Below are 19,371 nucleotides of genomic sequence, written 5' to 3'. Positions count from 1 at the left end.
TAACGACCCGCCCCCCCCCCCCCCCCCGACCAGAAACGAGAACCCGCCATGATGGCAGACCATAAATCGGTGACCCGCATGCTCAAGACGGCACGCGGTCAGATCGACGGCATCCTGCGGATGGTCGATGAGGACCGCTACTGCGTCGATATTTCTACGCAGCTCATGGCCACACAGGCGCTCCTCGCGCGCATCAACGCCGACGTGCTCAAGGCGCATATCGAAGGCTGCGTGACTTCGGCAATCGAATCGGGCGACGAGGAGCTCAAGGCCGCCAAGCTTGCCGAGATTGAACGCGTCGTCGACAAGCTCTCCAAGTAATTGGGGCATTGGGAACAATCTTCTTTGCACCGTCTTGGTGTTCTGGGGACAGGTATGCTTGCACCACACTGGTGCAGATTAACCTGTCCCCCTTGCTCTAAATCGGGTATAAAGGCGTGCAGTATATCGAACGAAAGGCAATTCGCATGAATGACTTTATGAAGGGTCGCAACGGCGCCGATGAACTCACCGTCGTGTTGGGCTTCGCAGGCATTATCATCGCGATGATCGGGTCGATGGCCCGTATCCAGTGGCTCGGCTGGATCGCCATCGCCGTGATCGTGCTCGGCGTGCTGCGCGGCCTGTCCAAAAACATCGACGCCCGCCGCAAGGAAAATGATGCCTTCGTTGCCGCGACTGCCAACGTCCCCTGCCTGGGCAAGTTCGTCGCCAGCCTGGGCGGTGGAACTGCAGCGGCCAGCACCTCGCGCGCAGTTGGAACGAGCAAGGAAGACTTTGAGCGTGCCAAGCGCACGGCAAAGAAGATGTGGAAGGGTCGCAAGACCACGGCCTACCTCAAGTGCCCCAACTGCGGCCAGATGCTGTCCGTCCCCAAGGGCAAGGGCAAGATCCGCGTCACCTGCCCCAAGTGCCACGCCAAGATGGAGACACGCTCCTAGCAGCTACACCATAGGAAGAATAAAAACCGAGGCCCCGTGTGGAGACCTCGGTTTTTTTGAACGCGGCATAGGGGCCGCCCCTTTGTCACACCTATGCCACGCCGTCGCGGGCGAGCTCCTCGGCCAGCGCTTCGGCAGGCATGGCCATAATCGCGTCGAGCTCGGCGTCCACCTCGGGAATACGCTTCACCTTGAGTTTGCGCACCAGGTTGCCGCGGCACATCACGTGCATTGGCTCACGCAGAGCACACAGGTCATCGAGCGGGTTCTCGTGCGTCACCAGGATATCGGCGGCCTTGCCGCACTCGACCGTGCCGGTCTCGCCGCCTAGGCCCAGCAGCTCGGCATTGACCTGCGTCGCCGTATGCAGCGCAAAGGCGTTGCTCACGCCCACGTACTTGGCAAAGTAAGCGACTTCACGCCACATGTCGTACTGCGTCACAAACGGACAGCTCGAGTCCGTGCCCAGGCCCACCTTAACGCCAGCCTCCAGCGCCGCACGAGCACTCTCGATAATGCCCGAACACACGATGTCGCCGTTCTTCTTTTGTGTGTCGGTCGAATGGGTCTTCTCCGGGTCGAGCAGTACAAACGGCAGCGCCGGACTAATCGTGCAGGTCACGCTCGGCGCGCGTCCCTCGAGCTGTGCTCCCGCGGCGCCGCGGTACAGCTCCAGGATCTCGGGGGTCATCGGAGCGCCGTGCTCGATTGTGTCGACGCCGGCCTGAAGCGCGGCGCGTACGCCCTCGGTGCTCTCGACATGAGCCATAACCGGCAGGCCCACCTCGTGCGCCGCCTTGCACGCCGCCGCGGCAACCTCTACCGGCATACGCAGCACGCCCGGCTCGCCCACCTCGGTCGCGTCGAACACGCCGCCCGTTACGAACAGCTTGATGACGTCGGCACCGCGCGCATACAGATCACGTACCTGCTCGGCCGCCTCGGCGGGACTATTAGCCACCTGAGCGAACAAGCCTGCACCATGGCCACCCGGCACCGTGACGCCCGTTCCCGGCGCCACCAGACGCGGGCCCTGATACTTGCCGGCATCGATAGCGTCACGCACGGCAATGTCGGCAAACAACGGGTCGCCCGCGCCGCGCACCGTGGTCACGCCGCTTGCCAGCTGCTGCTGGGCACTGCCTTTGAGGATGTGGCGAACGATGGCGCGGCCCACGGGATTGTCGAGCTTCTTCATCAGCGCACCCGCATCGCCCGCCGAAACTGGCTTGCCCGAGCCGCACAGATGCACGTGCATATTGATGAGACCCGGCATGAGATACGCGCCGGCCAGGTCAATGACCTCGGCCCCCGCTGGAGCTTGGGCCACAGCGCTCGGTCCCATCCAGGTAATGATGCCACGCTCGACGGCCACGGCCATATCGAGCTGCGGCTCCATATGCTCCGAACCATCCAGAACGGTCGCATTGATAAACAACGTGGGACGATCGGCAGTCGCCATATCGAGCTCCTCCCTCACGATTAACTTGAACATTTGTCCATTATTACCCAGTTCGGCAGGGTTGCTGCGGACATATCGGTTAACGGAGAAAGGAGGAGATGCGGAGAATGGAACGCGTTGCAGCCCCATTCCAGCGACATCCGGGAAATGTCTAGATCTGTAACAGGTGGACCGTCTTTAACCTTCCAAATGTTACAGATCGAGATCTTTCGGCGCCGCGTCCAACCTTTGTCTCAATCTGTAACAGTTAGAGCGGTTTTCGGCCGTTAGATGTTACAGATCGAGATATTTTAGCGGCAGCCAACCTTCTGTCTCGATCTGTAACAGTTGCGAGGCCGAACGGCCCCTTGTTGTTACAGATCAAGACAAACTCGGCAGGAACAACCACATCCGCGTCAGTTGCACCCCTCAGCGCCCATACCACTGGCGTCTCCATTCCTCAGCCAAATCGGCCCGTCGCGGAATACCCGCCAGTCTCATCTTCTCAACCAGCTTCCCCGGATTCTTGAGCTCATCAAACGTAAACCGAAGCACCTTGTGCCCGAGCATTGTCAGATGGGACTCCCGCTGACGTTCTGCCACGAACGGGTCGACCCACTCCCGACCCTCGTCGTTCTGTAAGGTATACTTCCCTTTTCCGTCCAACTCGCCAATCACGCACGTTCCGTCCTCGAGCCTCCACAAATAGTCGACGCGAAACACTTGGCTCGGATCAAGCGGGTCACGAAACTCCACTTGCAACTCTGGCACCGGAAAACCGTATGCAATAAAGAACGCCCGAATACGAGACTCGCCACCGTTTTCGGACAGCCCGTCCGCATGCGACGCAATCACCTGAGCTCTGCGATACCCGCGTCTGCCCTCGCAATCGGCCTGGAGCCGTTCGCAGAGGTCGTCGCGCGATATGCCCTTCGCCCGCAGCGCAGAATCGGCGATCGCCAGACCATACGAAAACGGCGCACGCAGCAGACAATCCTCTACCGTGCGCCAAAACGGCGTCACCCGCACGCCGTCGACTTGTTCAAGCGCACCCGCCGCCTGCGGACGCAACAGCCGGCATCCCGCACTCAGCGGCACCGAGCAACCTGTCTTAACAAGAAATCGCGGTCCAAGCAGATCATTCGTCACCTCCAGACCCCACAAAAGTGCCGCGTCATAACCCCAAAACGCCCAATCGGGATGAAATTCTGCAAGCCCTTTGATGGTCCGCAGTGCTCGCTCCGCCGGCGTCAGTACAACCCAATCATGTTGCAAGCAGAACAAATACGGCTCGGGCTCCGCAATATCATCGGTTCCCACATGACGCCGCAGCCACATGAGCTCGGCATGGTCGTGCGTCACAAACAGCATGCCTTGTTCAGCCGCCTTCGCGAGCCTGGCAAGCATCCTATTCCGCGCCAAGGTGTTACGTGTCGCCTGCATATGTTTAAGAACGGTATTAGACACTTTCATCACCACCACATCGGAGAAATGGGCCATCGCCGCCGCCGCTGCCGCCGACAAACGTCTCGATCTGTAACAGGTAGACCGGTGTTTTGCCCCCAAACGTTACAGATCGAGACAAAAAGGCAAAAGGCAAGGCAGGCGACAACTACCCATCCCCTACTCCCACTCCTGCTCGTAGATGTTGAGCGACTTTACGTACCGCCCCTGGGCGCCCATGATGTCGCGGACCAGACGCAAGAAGAAGCAGATGCACGAGGTGTCAAAGCCGTCCTGCAGGTCCTCCGGATGCACCGCACCCGGCCCATCGACCGCCGTATCGCTCAGCCGCGCGATGTCATACAGGTAGAGCTGTCCCGCCGTAAGCCAGACATCGTCGACGCAGGCGAGGCGCACCGCAATCGCGCCGTCACTCCAGTGCTCCTTCTGCACGATATGCGAATCGTAGACATCAAAGCGATGATCGGTGCGCGTGTCCTTCAGCACGACCATGCCGGACGCAGGATTCTTGTCCAAAATGCCAAAGCGCGAGAAATACTGCGTGTCGCGTACCTGCTCGAGCCGCTTGAGCGAGGCAGGCGAAAGCGATGCCGGCGGCTCGTCAACATATAGCTCGAGCAGCGTTTTGCCATGGCGATAGGGGCGCTCAAACAGCAGCCAATCGGTAAACGCCATGTTGTAGGCCATGATTTCGTTTTGCGAAGGCTCGGCGCAATAGCTGAGCCACGGGTCGACAATGATCTCGAACTGTTCGCGCGCCGGCTCCAGGAATTGAAACTTCCGCAGCATCCAAAAGTGAGCCATGTCGGCAATATCGTTGCCGACAGCTTCAGCCAGCTCTGCTCGGTCAAAAGCGTGGTCAGTCATGGCATCCTCCTCAAACTGATGGACCTCAATTTGAGCTTACGAGGAGGGTGGGCAGCCACGACCAGCGCGGGCAAAATAGGCCTCCGGCAGCAAACCAGATGCTGACCAAACACTTGACGAAAAGCTTGACCGAAAATGCACACCGCAACAAAACAGCAGGTAAACATAGACAGCCAACTCGCCCTTTTGAGCCAGATGCCCGCAGCCACCACAGAAACAACAGGTGGCCACAGCCCAAGAAGTCGGCAAATGAGCACCCACACGTCGACAAACGAGCAAATCGCTCGCAAAGAGTGTCCCCAACGACTAGACAAAAATGACCAGTCATTGGGGACGTTCTTAAATGACTACTTTACAGCTCCAGCGCGTCTGCGACTTCGGCAGCGCAGGCCAGGGCATCGGCCATGGCGTTCACCACGAGCGAGCTGCCGTTGCGGGCATCACCCGCCACATACACCGGCGCGGCATCCGCGGCGACACCCTCCGTGCGAGCCGCGAGGTGCGAGCCCTCGGCAGCCATCACCGGCAGCGGACGACCAGCGGTGGCAACAGACACGCCAACGGCGTCGAACACACCGTGCTCCGGGCCCGTAAAGCCGCAGGCGATGAGCACCAGCTGCGCCGGCACCTCGTGCTCGGAACCCGCGATGCGCTCGGGCTTTCCCGCCGACCAGTCCAGATCGACCACGCGCAGACCCGCAGCCGCGCCCTTCTTGTCCAGCAGCACCTCGAGGGTATCCACGCCCCAGGCACGCATCTCGCCGCCCATGGCGGCAATGGCCTCCTGCTGGCCGTAGTCGGTCTTCTTTACATTGGGCCACTGCGGCCAAGGGTTGCTCGCCGCACGCTTATCGGGCGCAGCCGGCAAGAACTCAAACTGGCGCACGCTGCGCGCACCCTGGCGCACCGCGGTACCTACGCAGTCGTTGCCCGTATCGCCACCGCCAATGACCACGACGTCCAAGCCGCGCGCGTTCACCGCGGGCTCGCCGCCGTCGAGCACCGAGACGGTCGAAGCCGTCAGGTAGTCCACGGCATACACCACGCCGGGAGCATCCACGTTCGCAGCCGAAAGCCCACGCGGAGCGCGGGCACCAGCAGCCACCACGACGGCGTCAAAGCCATTGAGCTTGGCCGCCACCGCAGGGTCATTCGCATCAGCACTCAGCTCGAACACAATGCCCAGCTCGCGCATGAGCGCCACGCGACGCTCGACAACGGACTTCTCGAGCTTCATGTTAGGAATGCCGTACATGAGCAGGCCGCCCGGGCGGTCGTCGCGCTCAAACACCGTCACGCGGGCGCCACGACGCGCAAGCTCCCATGCTGCCACCAGACCAGCAGGACCGGAGCCCACCACGGCAACCGAGGGCGCGTCCTCCCCTGCCGGCTCAAAGCGGCGCGGGCCGCCGTTTGCCCACTCATGGTCGCTGATCGCACGCTCGTTGTCATGGATCGTCGTGGGCTGGCCATCGACCGAACCCAGGTTGCACGCGGCCTCGCACAGCGCCGGGCACACGCGGCTCGTGAACTCGGGCATGGGCGAGGTGAGCGACAGGCGCTCGGCCGCCTCGTCCCAGCGGCCGCGGTACACCAACTCATTCCACTCGGGAATCAGGTTGTGCAGCGGGCAGCCGCTCGGGCGTGCCTTGCCAAAGCTCGCGCCCATCTGGCAAAACGCCACGCCGCACATCATGCAGCGGCTCGCCTGGGCACGGCGTGCATCGTCGTCAAGCTCCACGTACAGCGGATCGAAATCGCGGCTGCGCTCCTCCACGGGGCGAAGCTCGTGGGTCACGCGATCGATATCAAGAAAAGCACCGGGCTTACCCATAGCACTTACGCCTCCTTCTTGGTCGAAGCAACAGAGCTGGCGGCCACGGACGCAGCACCCGCAGCACCGCCCGCAATATCGAAGCGAGCGACATCCGCGGCGCTCGCGCGACCGGTCACAATGTCAAACGCCAGCTCCTCTGCCTGCGCATGCGTCTTGCCGACGGCCTCGCTCGCAGCGACAATCGCCAGCACACGCTCGTACTCGGTCGGAATGACCTTCACAAAGTGCTTGCTCATCGTCTCAAAGCTGTAGAGCAGCTTGATGCCGCGCGGGCTCTGCGTCGCGTCCACGTGCTCTTGGATGAGCTCGCGAATCTGTGCCAGCTCGCCGGCCGTCGGGGCCTTGAGCTCAACGCTCTCGTGGTTCACGCGGGCATCGAGCGTGCCGTACTGGTCAAAGACATAGGCCACGCCGCCCGTCATGCCGGCGGCAAAGTTCTGCCCGACCTCGCCCAGGATGAGCGCCAGGCCGCCCGTCATGTACTCACAGCCGTGGTTGCCGCAGCCCTCGACCACCACGGTGGCACCGGAGTTGCGTACGCCAAAGCGCTGGCCGGCCAGGCCGTTGATGAAGCCGTGGCCGCTCGTGGCGCCAAAGAACGCAACGTTACCCACGATGATGTTTTCGTCGAACTTGTAGGTCGCATGCGGGTTGGGGCGCACCGACACCTCGCCGCCCGAAAGGCCCTTGCCAAAGTAGTCGTTGGCGTCGCCGCACACGTTGAGCGTAATGCCGCGCGGCAGGAAGGCGCCAAAGCTCTGACCGGCCGAACCATCGCAATCGATGGTGATGGAGCCGGCGGGCAGGCCCTCGGGATGTGCCTTGGTCACCGCGTTGCCCAGGATAGTGCCCACGCAGCGGTTGACGTTGGCGATATCGGCGCGGAAGCGAATCGGGCGCAGGTGCGCGCGAGCGTCGGCCGTGTAAGGCACAAACAGCGTGGAGTCGAGCGTCTTGTCGAGCTCGCTGTCCGCAGCCATCTGGGGCAGGAAGTGACGGCCGTCGGCACCCGAGATGTGGGCACCGAACTCGCAGGTCGCGCTCGCCAGCACGGGCGACAGATCGAGCAGGTTAGCCTTGCGGTTGCCCGGGACCTCGATCTGGCGCAAGCACTCGGGATGGCCGACCATCTCGTCGACGGTGCGGAAGCCCAGGCTCGCCATGACCTCGCGCAGCTGCTCGGCAACAAAGAGCATAAAGTGCTCGACATGCTCGGGCTTGCCGCGGAAGCCGCGACGCAGGCGACAGTTTTGCGTCGCGATGCCGGCGGGGCAGGTATCCTGCTGGCAGTCGCGCTGCATGAAGCAGCCCATCGAGATGAGCGGCATGGTCGCAAAGCCAAACTCCTCGGCGCCCAGCAGGCAGGCGACGGCAACATCGGTGCCGTCCATGAGCTTGCCGTCGGCCTCGAGCACCACGCGTGAGCGCAGGCCGTTTTGCAGCAGCGTCTGCTGGGCCTCGGCAAGGCCAAGTTCCAACGGCAGTCCCGCATGCCAGATAGAGTCGCGCGCAGCGGCACCCGAGCCGCCGTTGTGGCCACTGATCAAGATCTTGTCGGCAGCACCCTTGGCCACACCGGTGGCGATGGTGCCGACGCCGGCCTCGCTGACCAGCTTGACCGACACGCGCGCGCCGGGGTTGGCGTTCTTAAGGTCGAAGATGAGCTCGGCCAGGTCTTCGATAGAGTAGATGTCGTGATGCGGCGGAGGCGAGATCAGGCCGATGCCGGGCGTGGACTGACGGACCTCGGCAATCCAGGGGTAGACCTTCTTGCCGGGCAGGTGACCGCCCTCGCCGGGCTTGGCGCCCTGGGCCATCTTGATCTGGATCTCGAAGGCGCTGCACAGGTAGCGGCTCGTCACGCCAAAGCGCGCGCTTGCCACCTGCTTGATCGCGGAGTTCTTGGAGTCACCGTTAGCCAGCGGGGTCTCGCGACGCGGGTCCTCGCCGCCCTCGCCCGAGTTGGAGCGTCCGTGCAGGCGATTCATGGCGATGGCCATGCACTCGTGCGCCTCTTTGCTGATGGAGCCGTACGACATGGCGCCGGTGTTAAAGCGGCGGACGATGTTGAGCGCGGGCTCGACCTCGTCGAGCGAAACCGGCGTGCGGCCGCTGGCATCAAAGTCGAGCAAGTCGCGCAGACGCACGGCACGGCCGGTGCGGTGCAGGCGGGCGCTGTACTCCTTAAAGGTGTCGTAGCTGTCCTCACGGCAGGCGGTCTGCAGCAGGTAGACGGTCTGGGGGTCGATGAGGTGTTCCTCGCCGCCGAGCGGGCGCCACTTGGTCAGGCCCAGCGTGGGCAGCTGATCGGGAGCCGGGCTCTTAAGGATAGCGAGCGCGGCGTCGTAGCGCTCGTTTTGCTCGCGTTCAACGTCCTCGACACCCATACCGCCCACACGGCTCACCGTGCCGGCAAAGTACGCGTTGACGAACTCCGGCGTAAAGCCCACGGCTTCGAAGATCTGCGCCGAATGGTAGCTCTGCACCGTGGAGATGCCCATCTTGGACATGATGGAGACGATGCCGGCGGTCGCAGCCTTGTTGTAGTTGGCGATGCCCTGCTCGGCCGTCACGTCCAGGTCGCCGCGTGCCGCCAGATCGCGGATGCACGCATGTGCGTTGTACGGATAGATGCCGCTCGCGGAGTAGCCCACCAGTGCCGCAAAGTCGTGCGGGGACACGGCGTCACCGCACTCCACCACGATGTCGGCAAAAGTACGAACGCCGGCGCGGATCAGGTGGTTGTGCACGCAGCCCACGGCGAGCAGCGACGGCACGGGCACCTCGCCCGCAGCGGCACGATCGCTCAACACCACAATGTTCACGCCGTCGCGGACCGCAGCCTCAACGTCCTCGGCAAGCTGTTTGAGCGCAGCCTGCAGCGCGCCCTCGCCGGCATCGCGGCGGTAGACGGCACGGAAACGACGGGTCTTAAAGCCAACACGGTCGATGGCACAGATATGCTCGAACTCTTCCTCGTTGAGCAATGGGCGCTCCAAGCGCACCAGCTGACAGGCCGTGCGGGAATCCTCGAGCAGGTTGCCGTGGTTGCCCAGGTAGAGCGTGGTCGAAGTCACCATGTGCTCGCGCAGGGCATCGATCGGAGGATTCGTGACCTGAGCGAACAGCTGATAGAAGTAGTCAAAGAACGAACGCGTCTTCTTGGACAGGCAGGCCAACGGCGCATCGATACCCATCGAGGCGAGCGGGGCCTTGCCCTGCTGGGCCATGGGGCGCACGACCTCGTCAACATCATCCCAGTGATAGCCGAGCTTGGCCATGCGCACGGCGGCGGGCACCTCGGCATCCTCGGCGGGCGCGGGCGCGGCGGGCTCATCGAGCGCGTCGACGGTCAGTGTCTCCTCGGCAATCCAGTCGCGGTAGGGCTTCTCCTTGGCATAGCGGGCGCGCAGCTCGTCGTTGTAGATCACGCGGCCGCGGGCAAAATCGACCTCGAGCATCTGGCCCGGTCCCAGGCAGCCGCTCGTCAGGATGTTCTCGGGGCTCACCTCGATGGTGCCCACCTCGCTTGCCAGCATAAAGCGGCCATCGCGCGTCACGTAGTAGCGGGCGGGGCGCAAGCCGTTGCGGTCGAGGGCGGCGCCCAGCGTGCGACCGTCGGTAAAGGCGATGGCCGCCGGGCCGTCCCAGGGCTCCATGAGCATGGACTGGTAAGCGTCGTAGGCGCGGCGCTCCTCACTCAGGCTATCGTTGTGGTCCCACGGCTCGGGCAGCAACATGGACGCGGCACGCGTGAGCGGGCGACCGTTCATGACCAAGAATTCGAGCACGTTGTCCAGAATCGCGGAGTCGGAACCCTCGCGGTTGATGATGGGCATCACGCGCTCAAGATCGTGCTGCAGCACGGGGCTGTACAGGTTGGGTTCGCGGGCGCGAATCCAGTTGACGTTGCCCTTGAGGGTGTTGATCTCGCCGTTATGGATGATAAAGCGGTTGGGGTGCGCACGCTCCCAGCTGGGCGTGGTGTTGGTGGAGTAGCGCGAGTGGACGAGCGCCACGGCCGTTTTGACGGCGGCGTCGTTGAGGTCGATGAAGAAGCGGCGCATCTGCGTGGCGACCAGCATGCCCTTGTACACGATGGTGCGCGAGCTCATGGAGCACACGTAGAAGATCTTGTCTCGCAGGGCAAACTCGGCATCGGCCTTCTTTTCGATGGTGCGGCGGCACACGTACAGGCGACGCTCAAAGGCATCGCCGGCGGGCGTGTCGTCCGGACGGCCCAGGAAGGCCTGCAGGATAGTGGGCATGCAGGCGCGGGCCGTCTCGCCCAGGTCGTGCGGGTCGACGGGCACCTCGCGCCAAAAGAGCAGCGGCACGCCGGCCTCGGCACAGCCCTCCTCAAACACGCGGCGGGCATCCTCTACGCCCTTGTCGTCCTGCGGGAAGAACAGCATGGCCACGCCATAGTCGCCCTCTGCCGGCAGAATCTGACCGCACTTTTGAGCCTCTTTACGGAAAAAGTGATGCGGAACCTGGAACAGGATGCCAGCGCCATCGCCGGTATTCTTCTCGAGTCCCGTGCCGCCGCGGTGCTCCAAGTTGACCAGAATGGACAGTGCGTCGTCCAGAATCTGGTGATGGCGCTCACCGTTGATATCGGCAAGCGCGCCGATGCCACATGCATCGTGGTCGAATTCGGGGCGATAAAGGCCCTGCTGCTGAGCGGAATCTGCCTGCATCGCGATCCTCCCCTAGATATTTAGACAGTCAGTTGAATAGGCATACTAGGAGCATCGCCGACCCGTTGTGTTTCCCACCCGTTTCGAAACAATCGCGTAACGCACGCCCTACGAGTGGACACCGCCGACCTCAAGGGCGACAACATAGGCCCCAAGTTCGGCCTGTAAGCTCACCGCTTCAAACATCTCAATCTGTAACAGGAAGAGCGGATTTTGGCGCCTAGATGTTACAGATTGAGATTTTCTGCGGAGCGGTTTTGGTTTGTCTCGATCTGTAACACGAAGGGCCGGTTTTGGCGGCCAGCTGTTACAAATCGAGATTTTCCATAGGACCATTTCTTCCTGTCTCGATCTGTAACACCTAGGCCCAATTTCCATCCCTCGTTGTTACAGATCGAGACATTTCGGCAGCCCCCTTTCACCATCCCATTCAAATACAACAATTTTGTTAGTCTTGGTTAGCTTTTAAGCTTAAAACGGGTATCCTTTGCGGCGTCAAGCAAACGGCACGCACACCGTGCCAGATCAAGGAGGCCCCTATGGCGCACCAAGCAGACCAGCAGACGATGCAACTCGTCCTCATCCGTCACGGAGAGTCCGAGTGGAACAAGCTCAACCTGTTCACCGGCTGGACCGATGTTGAGCTCACCGACACGGGCCGCGAAGAAGCCGCAGCAGGCGGTCGAGCCCTCAAAGAAGCCGGTTTCGACTTTGACGTCTGCTACACTTCGCGCCTCAAGCGCGCGATCCACACCCTCAACATCGTGCTCGGCCAAATGGATCGCGAGTGGCTGCCCGTCATCAAATCCTGGAAGCTCAACGAGCGCCACTACGGAGCGTTGCAGGGTCTCAACAAGGCCGATGCCGCAGCGGAGCACGGCGACGAGCAGGTGCTCATCTGGCGCCGCTCCTTCGATGTCTGCCCGCCGGCACTCGAGCCGGACGACGCGCGCGATCCCCACACCCAGGAGCAATACCGTGATGTCGCGCCCGATCAGCTGCCCTATACCGAGTGCCTCAGGGACACGATCGCCCGCGCCTGGCCTTATTTCGAAGACGAGATTCGCCCCCAGATGCTCGCCGGCAAGCGCGTACTCATCGCCGCACACGGCAACTCCCTGCGCTCACTCGTCATGAAGCTCGAGCACCTCACGCCCGAGGAGATCCTCAAGGTCAACATCCCCACCGGCGTGCCGCTCGTCTACACCTTCGACACCGATTTCAACGTCCTCGACAAGCGCTACATCGGCGACCCGGCGACCATCGCCGCCAAGATCGACGCCGTGGCCAATCAGGGCAAAGCGCACAAGTAGCCCCAACCCAAATCCGACGCGTGGCGCCGCACGACCCAGATGCGACGTCACGCCGTCCATACGCAGGAGCGCACCATGCTCAACCATCTCAAACAACGCTTTGGCTCCCGACGCACCGGTGGTCACGGAGGCCTAGACATTGCGCGGCATATCGGCCCCGGGCTGCTCGTCACCGTCGGCTTTATCGACCCGGGCAACTGGGCCTCCAATATGGCCGCGGGCTCGCAGTTTGGCTACGCGCTGCTGTGGATCGTCACGCTGTCCACGATTATGCTCATCGTCCTGCAGCACAACGCGGCGCACTTGGGCATCGCCACGGGCGCCTGTCTTGCCGAGGCCACGACTCGCTTCCTGCCCCGCCCCGCGGGACGTGCCGTGCTCGCCAGCGCCTATCTCGCGACTGTCGCCACCGCCATGGCCGAAGTCCTGGGTGGCGCGATTGCCCTTCAAATGCTCTTTGGGCTGCCCGTGCGCGCGGGCTGCGTCATCGTGGCGGCAGTATCGATGGCGATGCTCATGACGAACTCCTACAAGCATGCCGAACGCTGGATCATCGCCTTCGTAGGCGTGGTAGGACTCTCGTTTTTGGCCGAGCTTGCACTAGTCAAGGTCGACTGGCCGCAAGCCGCCGCAAGCTGGATCACGCCTAGTATGCCCACTGGCTCTGCCGCGATTATCGTGAGCGTTCTGGGTGCGGTCGTTATGCCACACAACCTTTTTCTGCACTCCGAGGTCATCCAATCCATGCACTTCGAAGGCCAAGGCGAGCAGGTTATCGAAGAACGTCTGCGCTACGAGCTCTTCGACACGCTCTTTTCGATGGGCGTGGGCTGGGCAATCAACTCGGCCATGGTCATCCTTGCCGCAACGACCTTCTTTGCGCACGGCATGGTCGTAGACGACCTCGCCGTCGCAGCGGCCACGCTCTCCCCCATCTTGGGCCCGGCGAGCTCGACCATCTTTGCGGTAGCGCTGCTGTTTGCGGGCCTCTCGAGTAGTGTGACGGCGGGCATGGCGGCGGGCACCATCACCGCGGGCATGTTCGACGAGGAATACGACATCCACGACCGACATTCCTCGATCGGGGTGGCGGCCTGTTTCGTCGGCGCAGTGACGGCGTGCCTGGTCGTCCCAAATCCTTTTGAAGGTCTCATCTGGAGTCAGGCGCTGCTGTCGCTTCAGCTGCCGATTACGGTCTTTGTGCTCATACGGCTCACCAGCTCACGCCGCGTCATGGGCAAATATGCCAATTCGCGCCCGCTCAACGCGCTGCTCGTAGGGATCGGTGCCATCGTGACGATTCTCGATGTCGTGTTGTTGACAGGGATGTAATGGGGCGGGGCACCTACTCAGGCAAACGTCTCGATCTGTAACATCTAGACCCGCTTTCGATGTCTAGATGTTACAGATTGAGATCTTCTGCCGGACGGTTTTGGTTTGTCTCGATATGTAACAAGTGGGCCCAATTTCCACCGTTAGATGTTACAGATTGAGACAAAAGGTCGGCCGGACTCACAACAGACAGGATCGGCCAACAGCAACCGTGATCCCTTGGGGGCGGAGGAAAAGGGCCCCGGCCGAGAATTCGACCGAGGCCCTTGGACAGAGCTATGTTCGGCTTTCGCCGTGTGTCTGCGAGCTACTCCTCGACGAGCTCAAACTGATCGGGACCGACGCCGCACACCGGGCACACATAATCCTCGGGCAGCTCGGGCGTATCGACCTCAACCTCGTAACCGCAAACGACGCACACGAACTTATACGTCTTCTTCTCCTCAGCCATGATGTTCTCCTCTCAAACGCGACTGGTGATGTACTTCATTTATCAGTATAGATTCTCAATAATATAATGCAAGTATTTTTAAAACATTTCTAGCCTTGATACGAGGACGCCTTCGGAGGCGTCTTGCCCTTCAGGACCTTATGGTAGTAATCGTAGGTGAGCGGCGTCTCGTCACTCAAGCGCTCGGCATCCTCGACCTCGCCGATAAACAGTAGATGCGTGCCAACATCCACAGTGTCGATCAAATGGCAGCTAAACAGGGCCGCCGCGTGCTCGGGCACATAGGGCATGCCCAGAGCCGTCTCGCGGGTCTCGTATTTGGCAAACTTGTCATAATCGCTGCTGGTGCGGAACCCAAAGTTACCGATGTAGAGCATATCGGCGGTCTGATCGATCACGGTCAGCGCGAACGCTTTGGCCGAAGCGATGACGCCCGAGGTGACGTTGTCCTTGTTCACGGCAACCGAAATGCGCGGCGGCATGGACGTCACCTGCACCGCAGTGTTGATGACGCAGCCGGCGCGCAGCCCGTCTGCCGCGGCGCTCACCACGTACAGACCGCTCGGCATGGTAAAGTACGCAGTTTTGTCCATAACAATCACTCCCCTAACGCGGGTTGGAACCTCATGGATGTATGTACCCACAAAAAAAGGCGGCGCCCACAACGGACACCACCTTTGAGACATATGTGTCAAAACAGTATAAGCAAGATGAGAGGCCCGCAGTTGCGGTGAAATAAGGACTGAATAGCCCCTCAAACAGGCAAAACAGTCCGTATTCCACCGCAACTTATACAGAACGCCTAGCGATTGCGCTCCTTGAGGGCGCGGTCGATCTCGCGCTGGACATCGCGCTTGGCCATATCCTCGCGCTTGTCGTAAAGCTTCTTGCCGCGGCCTAGGCCCAGCAGCAGCTTTACGCGGCCGTCGGTATTAAAGTAGAGCTCCAGCGGCACCAGCGCATAGCCGCGGTTGCGAAGTTTGCCGTCAAGAAAGTCGATCTCCTTGCGGTGCAGCAGCAGACGGCGCCGACGGTCGGGATCGCGATTCCACACGCCACCATGGCTATAAGGGTGGATATGCAGGCCGACGAGCCAGCACTCCCCACCACGAATCAGCGCGAAGGTATCGGTAATCTGGCACGCGCGCTCGCGAATCGACTTGACCTCGGTACCGCTCAGCTCAATACCGCACTCAAACGTCTCATCGATAAAGTACTCGTGATGTGCCGAGCGATTCTTGGAAATGAGCTTGCGCTCGCGCTTACTGGGCATCGCCGGCCTCCTTGACGTCGTCGGCGTTTGAGCCCGCAGCCTCGCGCTTTGCCTTGCGCTCGGCGTTAAGCTCGGCGTCGCTCTCGCGCACCAGTTTGATAATCGCCGCGCAGGCCTCCTCGCCCACCAAATCACGAGCGCGCACCGTCAGGCGCGTCGCCTCCTGCTTGTCGCCGTCGCTTGCAGCATCGGTCGCACACATGATCAGGCAGATGGCAATCTCGGCCGAAGGCGAAGTCGGCACGCCTTGCAGGGCGAGCTCACCCATCACATGGTCGTCACTCTCGTCCGCGGCATCCGGATAGGTGGTATGGATCTTGTTGAGCAGGCGCGTCGTATGCGCATCATTGGGCGCCAGGCGCAGCGCCAGACGCGCGCAGCCCACGGCTGCCGAAATGTTCTCGGTCTCGGGCTCCAAGAAGTACTGACCCAAGTTGGTGTAGGCACGTGCGGCGCACTTACCGTCGCTCGCGCGCTCCAGCACCGAGAACGAGAGCGATGCCCACTCCTGCTTGTCCTCGAGCGCGCGGAACAGCTCGGCCAAGTCCAAGCGATAGTTGCAGTTCATGGGATCCCAACGCACGGCCTGCATCAGGGCATTCCGAGCACTCACATAATCCTGCTGGCGAATGTAGGCAAACGCCATGTCGGAGTACAGGCGGTCAAAGGGAACCTCGACCTGCACCAGCTCGCGCGGATCCTTCTCCACGCGGCGATAGGCCAGGCGCTCAAACTTGCTGTCGAAGCTAAAGTACTGGCGCTTCTCCTCCGTCTTGCACTCAGCGTCGATATACTCCTCGGCGAGCTCCACCAGACGCTCAAGCAGCGGCGTCGCCGTAGCCAGGTCGCCCTGCGCCAGATAGTTCTCGGCATACGTGATGTCTTCCAAGCTGATAGGCAGGTCCATGACAACTCCTCGGTCCGGGCGGCAGACTCAACGCGCGCCTTAAATATCGGTCAATACACAAAACCCGGGTCTCTTACGAGGCCCGGGCGTTCAATTTTGGTAGCCCGTACCAGATTCGAACTGGTGATCTCCGCCTTGAGAGGGCGGCGTCCTAAACCGCTAGACGAACGGGCCATATGTAGCAAATGCAATGGCTGGGATGGAGGGAGTCGAACCCCCATTGACGGAACCAGAATCCGCTGTCCTGCCATTAGACGACATCCCAATGACTGCATCGCTGCGCTCGGCTGTGCCTTTGCGCAAGAAAGAAATATACGGGAAGTCCCGCCGTGACGCAAGCCCTAATTTTGACTTTTTTGAAATTCAGTCAAATACGGCCGACACGTGAAGGACCTGTGAAGTCGACCGCTGCACACGAAGGGCAAAACGCCGCGAGCGGTAGCCGTCAACCGTTGGCAGATTCTACCGCGAAAACGATAGCACCAGGCAACACAATCGAAGTATCAATGATCACGTAGATATCGAGGCGCCATGGACGAAGAGCTTGATTACCTATGGGAGACCCTGGGCCTCGAGATCACTGCTGACCTTTGGCCCGAACGGGACAAAATCCATCCCACCCTGCGCCCCGCCATCACGGTGATGCAGGCAAAATACCGCCGTGCATCCTTTTTGATCATGCGGATGTCATGGCACGCGGGACTCCCCGACCTTAAGCGAATCCAGGCAAGCCTCGTCGAGCTGTCCGGTATGCCGACTGTCATATCCGAGGCGCACCTGGAGCAGCGCCAACGCGAGCGACTGCAACAGCAGCGGATTCCCTTTATCTGCCCCGGTGTTCAGGCATATCTGCCCTTTATGGACGAGGAGTACTGGAGCGGCAAGCCCAACAAGCACGTAAAGGTCTACGGTCCGCACGAATGGGCACAGCTCAAGGATTGAGCCGAGCGAGCCCTCCGATGGAAAACACGTCCCACCCCGAGCGCTCAAAACGGGTCGCACTTTCCGCAGCCGCTACAGCAGCGCCTCGGTCCAAGCTGCTTCCCTAAAGCCGGGAATCGCAAAGTCGTCGCCCACCAACAGCGGACGCTTGACCAGCATGCCGTCGGTCGCCAGCAGCTCGTAGCACTCCCGATCCGTCATGCCCGCATCTAGACGCGCCTTCAGGCCCAGCTCTCGATATTTCATGCCCGACGAATTAAAGAAGCGCCGCACCGGCAGTCCCGAACGAGCAATCCAGGTCGCAAGCTCATCAGCCGTGGGATTGTCCAAAACGATATCGCGGTCGATATACTCTACCCCGTGTTCGTCCAGCCATGCCTTGGCCTTCTTACAGGTCGAGCACTTGGGATATTCAACAAACAGTACGGTCATGGGATTTCCTTTCTTAGAGAAAACAGGTGTCCGGAAAACTGCACATCGACGACCACTCGCGATTGCAGCCGTTATTGTAGCCAATGTCGAAGCATAGGCAGTCGCGATGTCTCGTCTTAAGGCTAGCGCCTCGCATGGGCGCCGATCGGCCGAGTCGCATAGCGCACCAACGCCGCTGCCAGCAATACCAACAGCATGGCGGTGACATAGCCCGCAGCATCGAATCCTAAATCGATAACGTCGAAATGCCTGCCGGGAACAAAGATCTTATGTACCTGATCGCCAACGGAGCAGACGGCGCAAAAGAGCAACACGGGCACGCAACGGGAGCATACGCTCCAAGGACGCCTGGAAAAGCAAACCACGACCACCGAGGCGAACAATCCGACGAAGAAAAACTCTACGGTATGGGCAACGCGACGGACGTTCGTGCCCACCCACATGCGAATGGAAGCAAGTCGGCCAGACCGGACATTCGAAGCAGCCGAATCGGTGCCCCCGGTCATCCCGTTCTCGGTCTGAGCTTCACCCGCGACATCGGCAGCCTGAACGCCCGTAGCCTGACCCTCCACCACGCGCGCGGTGGACTCGCTCAGCAACGACGTCTCCACCGCATTTTGCTCCGTCAGCACCCAGATGCCCGCCAGCGTTGCAGCGAACAGAATGATCGCGGTCCATCCGATTATTTGTTTTACGCGCGCCAAGGGCCTACCTCCTTTTTTGAATATCAGCGAGTGTAGCCCCAAATGGCATCGTCACCGTATCAAAATTTGAATCGCAACAGGAAGCGACAAAGCGACGCAAACCCCTACCCCGCCTCGCGCATCCAGCGATCGAACGTCCCCACGCACACGCCCAGGCACTTTGCCGCCTGGCTGCGGGTAATATCGCCCGCCTCATAGCTATCGCGCACCAGCTCAAACTGAGGAGGGCACGGCTTGCGAGGTCGACCGAAACGGACCCCTCGCGCCCGCGCCGCTGCAATCCCCTCCGCCTGGCGCCGATGAATATTCTCGCGCTCCACCTGCGCCACGTAGCTCAGCAGTTGTAGCACAATATCGGCAATCAGGGTATTGGTCACATCCGGCGCGCCGCTGGCCCTGGCGCGCGTGTCAAGCAATGGCATGTCCAACACCACAATGGCAACCCCGAGCTCCTTGGTAATGCGTCGCCATTCCTCAAGAATCTCGGAGTAATTACGGCCAAGCCGGTCGATAGAAAGCACCACCAGCACGTCCCCGTCTCCCAGGATGTGCAGCAGCTCGCGATACCGCGGGCGATCGAAGTCCTTGCCGCTCGCATGGTCGGCATAAATATTCGCCGAGCCCACGCCATAGGCGCCCAGCGCATCCAGCTGCCGATTTAGATTCTGATCGCGCGAACTCACCCGCGCATAACCATACACCGTCGCCATCTCATCCCCGCTTTCTTGTAAACCTGCCAAAAAGGGACAGGTTTATTTTGGTAGGTT

At 61.2% G+C, this 19,371-nt stretch carries 17 protein-coding genes and 2 tRNA genes; 5 read left to right on the top strand and 14 right to left on the bottom strand.

Going from position 1 to position 19,371, the window contains the following annotated elements; genetic code table 11:
* Positions 1–48 precede the first annotated feature (48 nt).
* Entirely contained in the window at positions 49–321 is a 273-nt protein-coding gene (locus DW037_RS08355) for a metal-sensing transcriptional repressor (RefSeq protein WP_117629570.1), read from the top strand.
* 146 nt (positions 322–467) lie between these two features.
* A complete protein-coding gene (locus tag DW037_RS08350) occupies positions 468–941 on the top strand; it encodes a hypothetical protein (protein ID WP_117629569.1) in 474 nt (157 codons plus the stop codon).
* Between the two features lie 91 nt (positions 942–1,032).
* On the opposite strand, the gene DW037_RS08345 is transcribed toward DW037_RS08350, so the two are convergent.
* The 5 genes from DW037_RS08345 to gltB form a co-directional block, all read right to left on the bottom strand.
* Positions 1,033–2,403: an amidohydrolase family protein gene (locus DW037_RS08345; protein ID WP_233505678.1), complete on the bottom strand. Its 1,371-nt coding sequence runs from the start codon at positions 2,401–2,403 to the stop codon at positions 1,033–1,035.
* A 408-nt stretch (positions 2,404–2,811) separates the two neighbouring features.
* Positions 2,812–3,906 (bottom strand): hypothetical protein, encoded by a 1,095-nt coding sequence (locus tag DW037_RS08340; RefSeq protein WP_117629567.1) that lies wholly within the window; start codon positions 3,904–3,906, stop codon positions 2,812–2,814.
* Positions 3,907–4,005: 99 nt separating this feature from the next.
* The gene (locus DW037_RS08335; protein ID WP_117629566.1) at positions 4,006–4,713 is read right to left on the bottom strand and encodes a hypothetical protein; all 708 of its coding nucleotides are present in this window, start codon (positions 4,711–4,713) and stop codon (positions 4,006–4,008) included.
* Between the two features lie 352 nt (positions 4,714–5,065).
* Complete coding sequence (locus DW037_RS08330) at positions 5,066–6,547, bottom strand: glutamate synthase subunit beta (protein ID WP_117629565.1); 1,482 nt, start codon at positions 6,545–6,547, stop codon at positions 5,066–5,068.
* A 5-nt stretch (positions 6,548–6,552) separates the two neighbouring features.
* Positions 6,553–11,250, bottom strand: a complete 4,698-nt coding sequence (gene gltB / locus DW037_RS08325; RefSeq protein ID WP_117629564.1) for a glutamate synthase large subunit — start codon at positions 11,248–11,250, stop codon at positions 6,553–6,555.
* A gap of 566 nt (positions 11,251–11,816) precedes the next feature.
* On the opposite strand from gltB, the gene gpmA reads away from it, so the two are divergent.
* Together gpmA and DW037_RS08315 are read left to right on the top strand one after the other, a co-directional pair.
* Positions 11,817–12,563, top strand: a complete 747-nt coding sequence (gpmA, locus tag DW037_RS08320; RefSeq protein ID WP_199408876.1) for a 2,3-diphosphoglycerate-dependent phosphoglycerate mutase — start codon at positions 11,817–11,819, stop codon at positions 12,561–12,563.
* Between the two features lie 75 nt (positions 12,564–12,638).
* The gene (locus tag DW037_RS08315; protein WP_117629562.1) at positions 12,639–13,895 is read left to right on the top strand and encodes an Nramp family divalent metal transporter; all 1,257 of its coding nucleotides are present in this window, start codon (positions 12,639–12,641) and stop codon (positions 13,893–13,895) included.
* 307 nt (positions 13,896–14,202) lie between these two features.
* Here DW037_RS08315 and DW037_RS08310 read toward each other — a convergent pair whose 3' ends face one another.
* From DW037_RS08310 to DW037_RS08285, 6 genes are all read right to left on the bottom strand, one after another.
* Positions 14,203–14,346, bottom strand: coding sequence for a rubredoxin-like domain-containing protein (locus tag DW037_RS08310; protein WP_055251878.1), 144 nt, complete (start codon positions 14,344–14,346; stop codon positions 14,203–14,205).
* An 89-nt stretch (positions 14,347–14,435) separates the two neighbouring features.
* Positions 14,436–14,939, bottom strand: a complete 504-nt coding sequence (locus DW037_RS08305; RefSeq protein WP_117629561.1) for a flavin reductase family protein — start codon at positions 14,937–14,939, stop codon at positions 14,436–14,438.
* Positions 14,940–15,148: 209 nt separating this feature from the next.
* Positions 15,149–15,619 (bottom strand): SsrA-binding protein SmpB, encoded by a 471-nt coding sequence (gene smpB, locus DW037_RS08300; protein WP_006235325.1) that lies wholly within the window; start codon positions 15,617–15,619, stop codon positions 15,149–15,151.
* Positions 15,609–16,526 (bottom strand): hypothetical protein, encoded by a 918-nt coding sequence (locus tag DW037_RS08295; protein WP_117629560.1) that lies wholly within the window; start codon positions 16,524–16,526, stop codon positions 15,609–15,611. The genes smpB and DW037_RS08295 overlap by 11 nt, the downstream gene beginning before the upstream one ends.
* Positions 16,527–16,623: 97 nt before the next feature.
* Positions 16,624–16,700: transfer RNA gene (locus tag DW037_RS08290), tRNA-Glu, on the bottom strand.
* Positions 16,701–16,717: 17 nt separating this feature from the next.
* Positions 16,718–16,791: transfer RNA gene (locus DW037_RS08285), tRNA-Gln, on the bottom strand.
* 266 nt (positions 16,792–17,057) lie between these two features.
* On the opposite strand from DW037_RS08285, the gene DW037_RS08280 reads away from it, so the two are divergent.
* Positions 17,058–17,468: a hypothetical protein gene (locus DW037_RS08280; RefSeq protein WP_117629499.1), complete on the top strand. Its 411-nt coding sequence runs from the start codon at positions 17,058–17,060 to the stop codon at positions 17,466–17,468.
* Positions 17,469–17,540: 72 nt separating this feature from the next.
* Here DW037_RS08280 and DW037_RS08275 read toward each other — a convergent pair whose 3' ends face one another.
* The 3 genes from DW037_RS08275 to DW037_RS08265 form a co-directional block, all read right to left on the bottom strand.
* Positions 17,541–17,900 carry an arsenate reductase family protein gene (locus tag DW037_RS08275; protein WP_117583016.1) on the bottom strand — a complete coding sequence of 120 codons (360 nt, stop codon included), beginning with the start codon at positions 17,898–17,900 and terminating at the stop codon, positions 17,541–17,543.
* Between the two features lie 122 nt (positions 17,901–18,022).
* Positions 18,023–18,604 (bottom strand): VanZ family protein, encoded by a 582-nt coding sequence (locus tag DW037_RS08270; protein ID WP_158551657.1) that lies wholly within the window; start codon positions 18,602–18,604, stop codon positions 18,023–18,025.
* A 104-nt stretch (positions 18,605–18,708) separates the two neighbouring features.
* Complete coding sequence (locus DW037_RS08265) at positions 18,709–19,314, bottom strand: recombinase family protein (protein WP_117629497.1); 606 nt, start codon at positions 19,312–19,314, stop codon at positions 18,709–18,711.
* Positions 19,315–19,371 lie beyond the last annotated feature (57 nt).

Source organism: Collinsella sp. AF39-11AT, assembly GCF_003474585.1.
In the GTDB taxonomy this organism is placed as follows: Bacteria; Actinomycetota; Coriobacteriia; order Coriobacteriales; family Coriobacteriaceae; genus Collinsella.
This window is presented reverse-complemented; position numbering and strand designations above follow the sequence as displayed.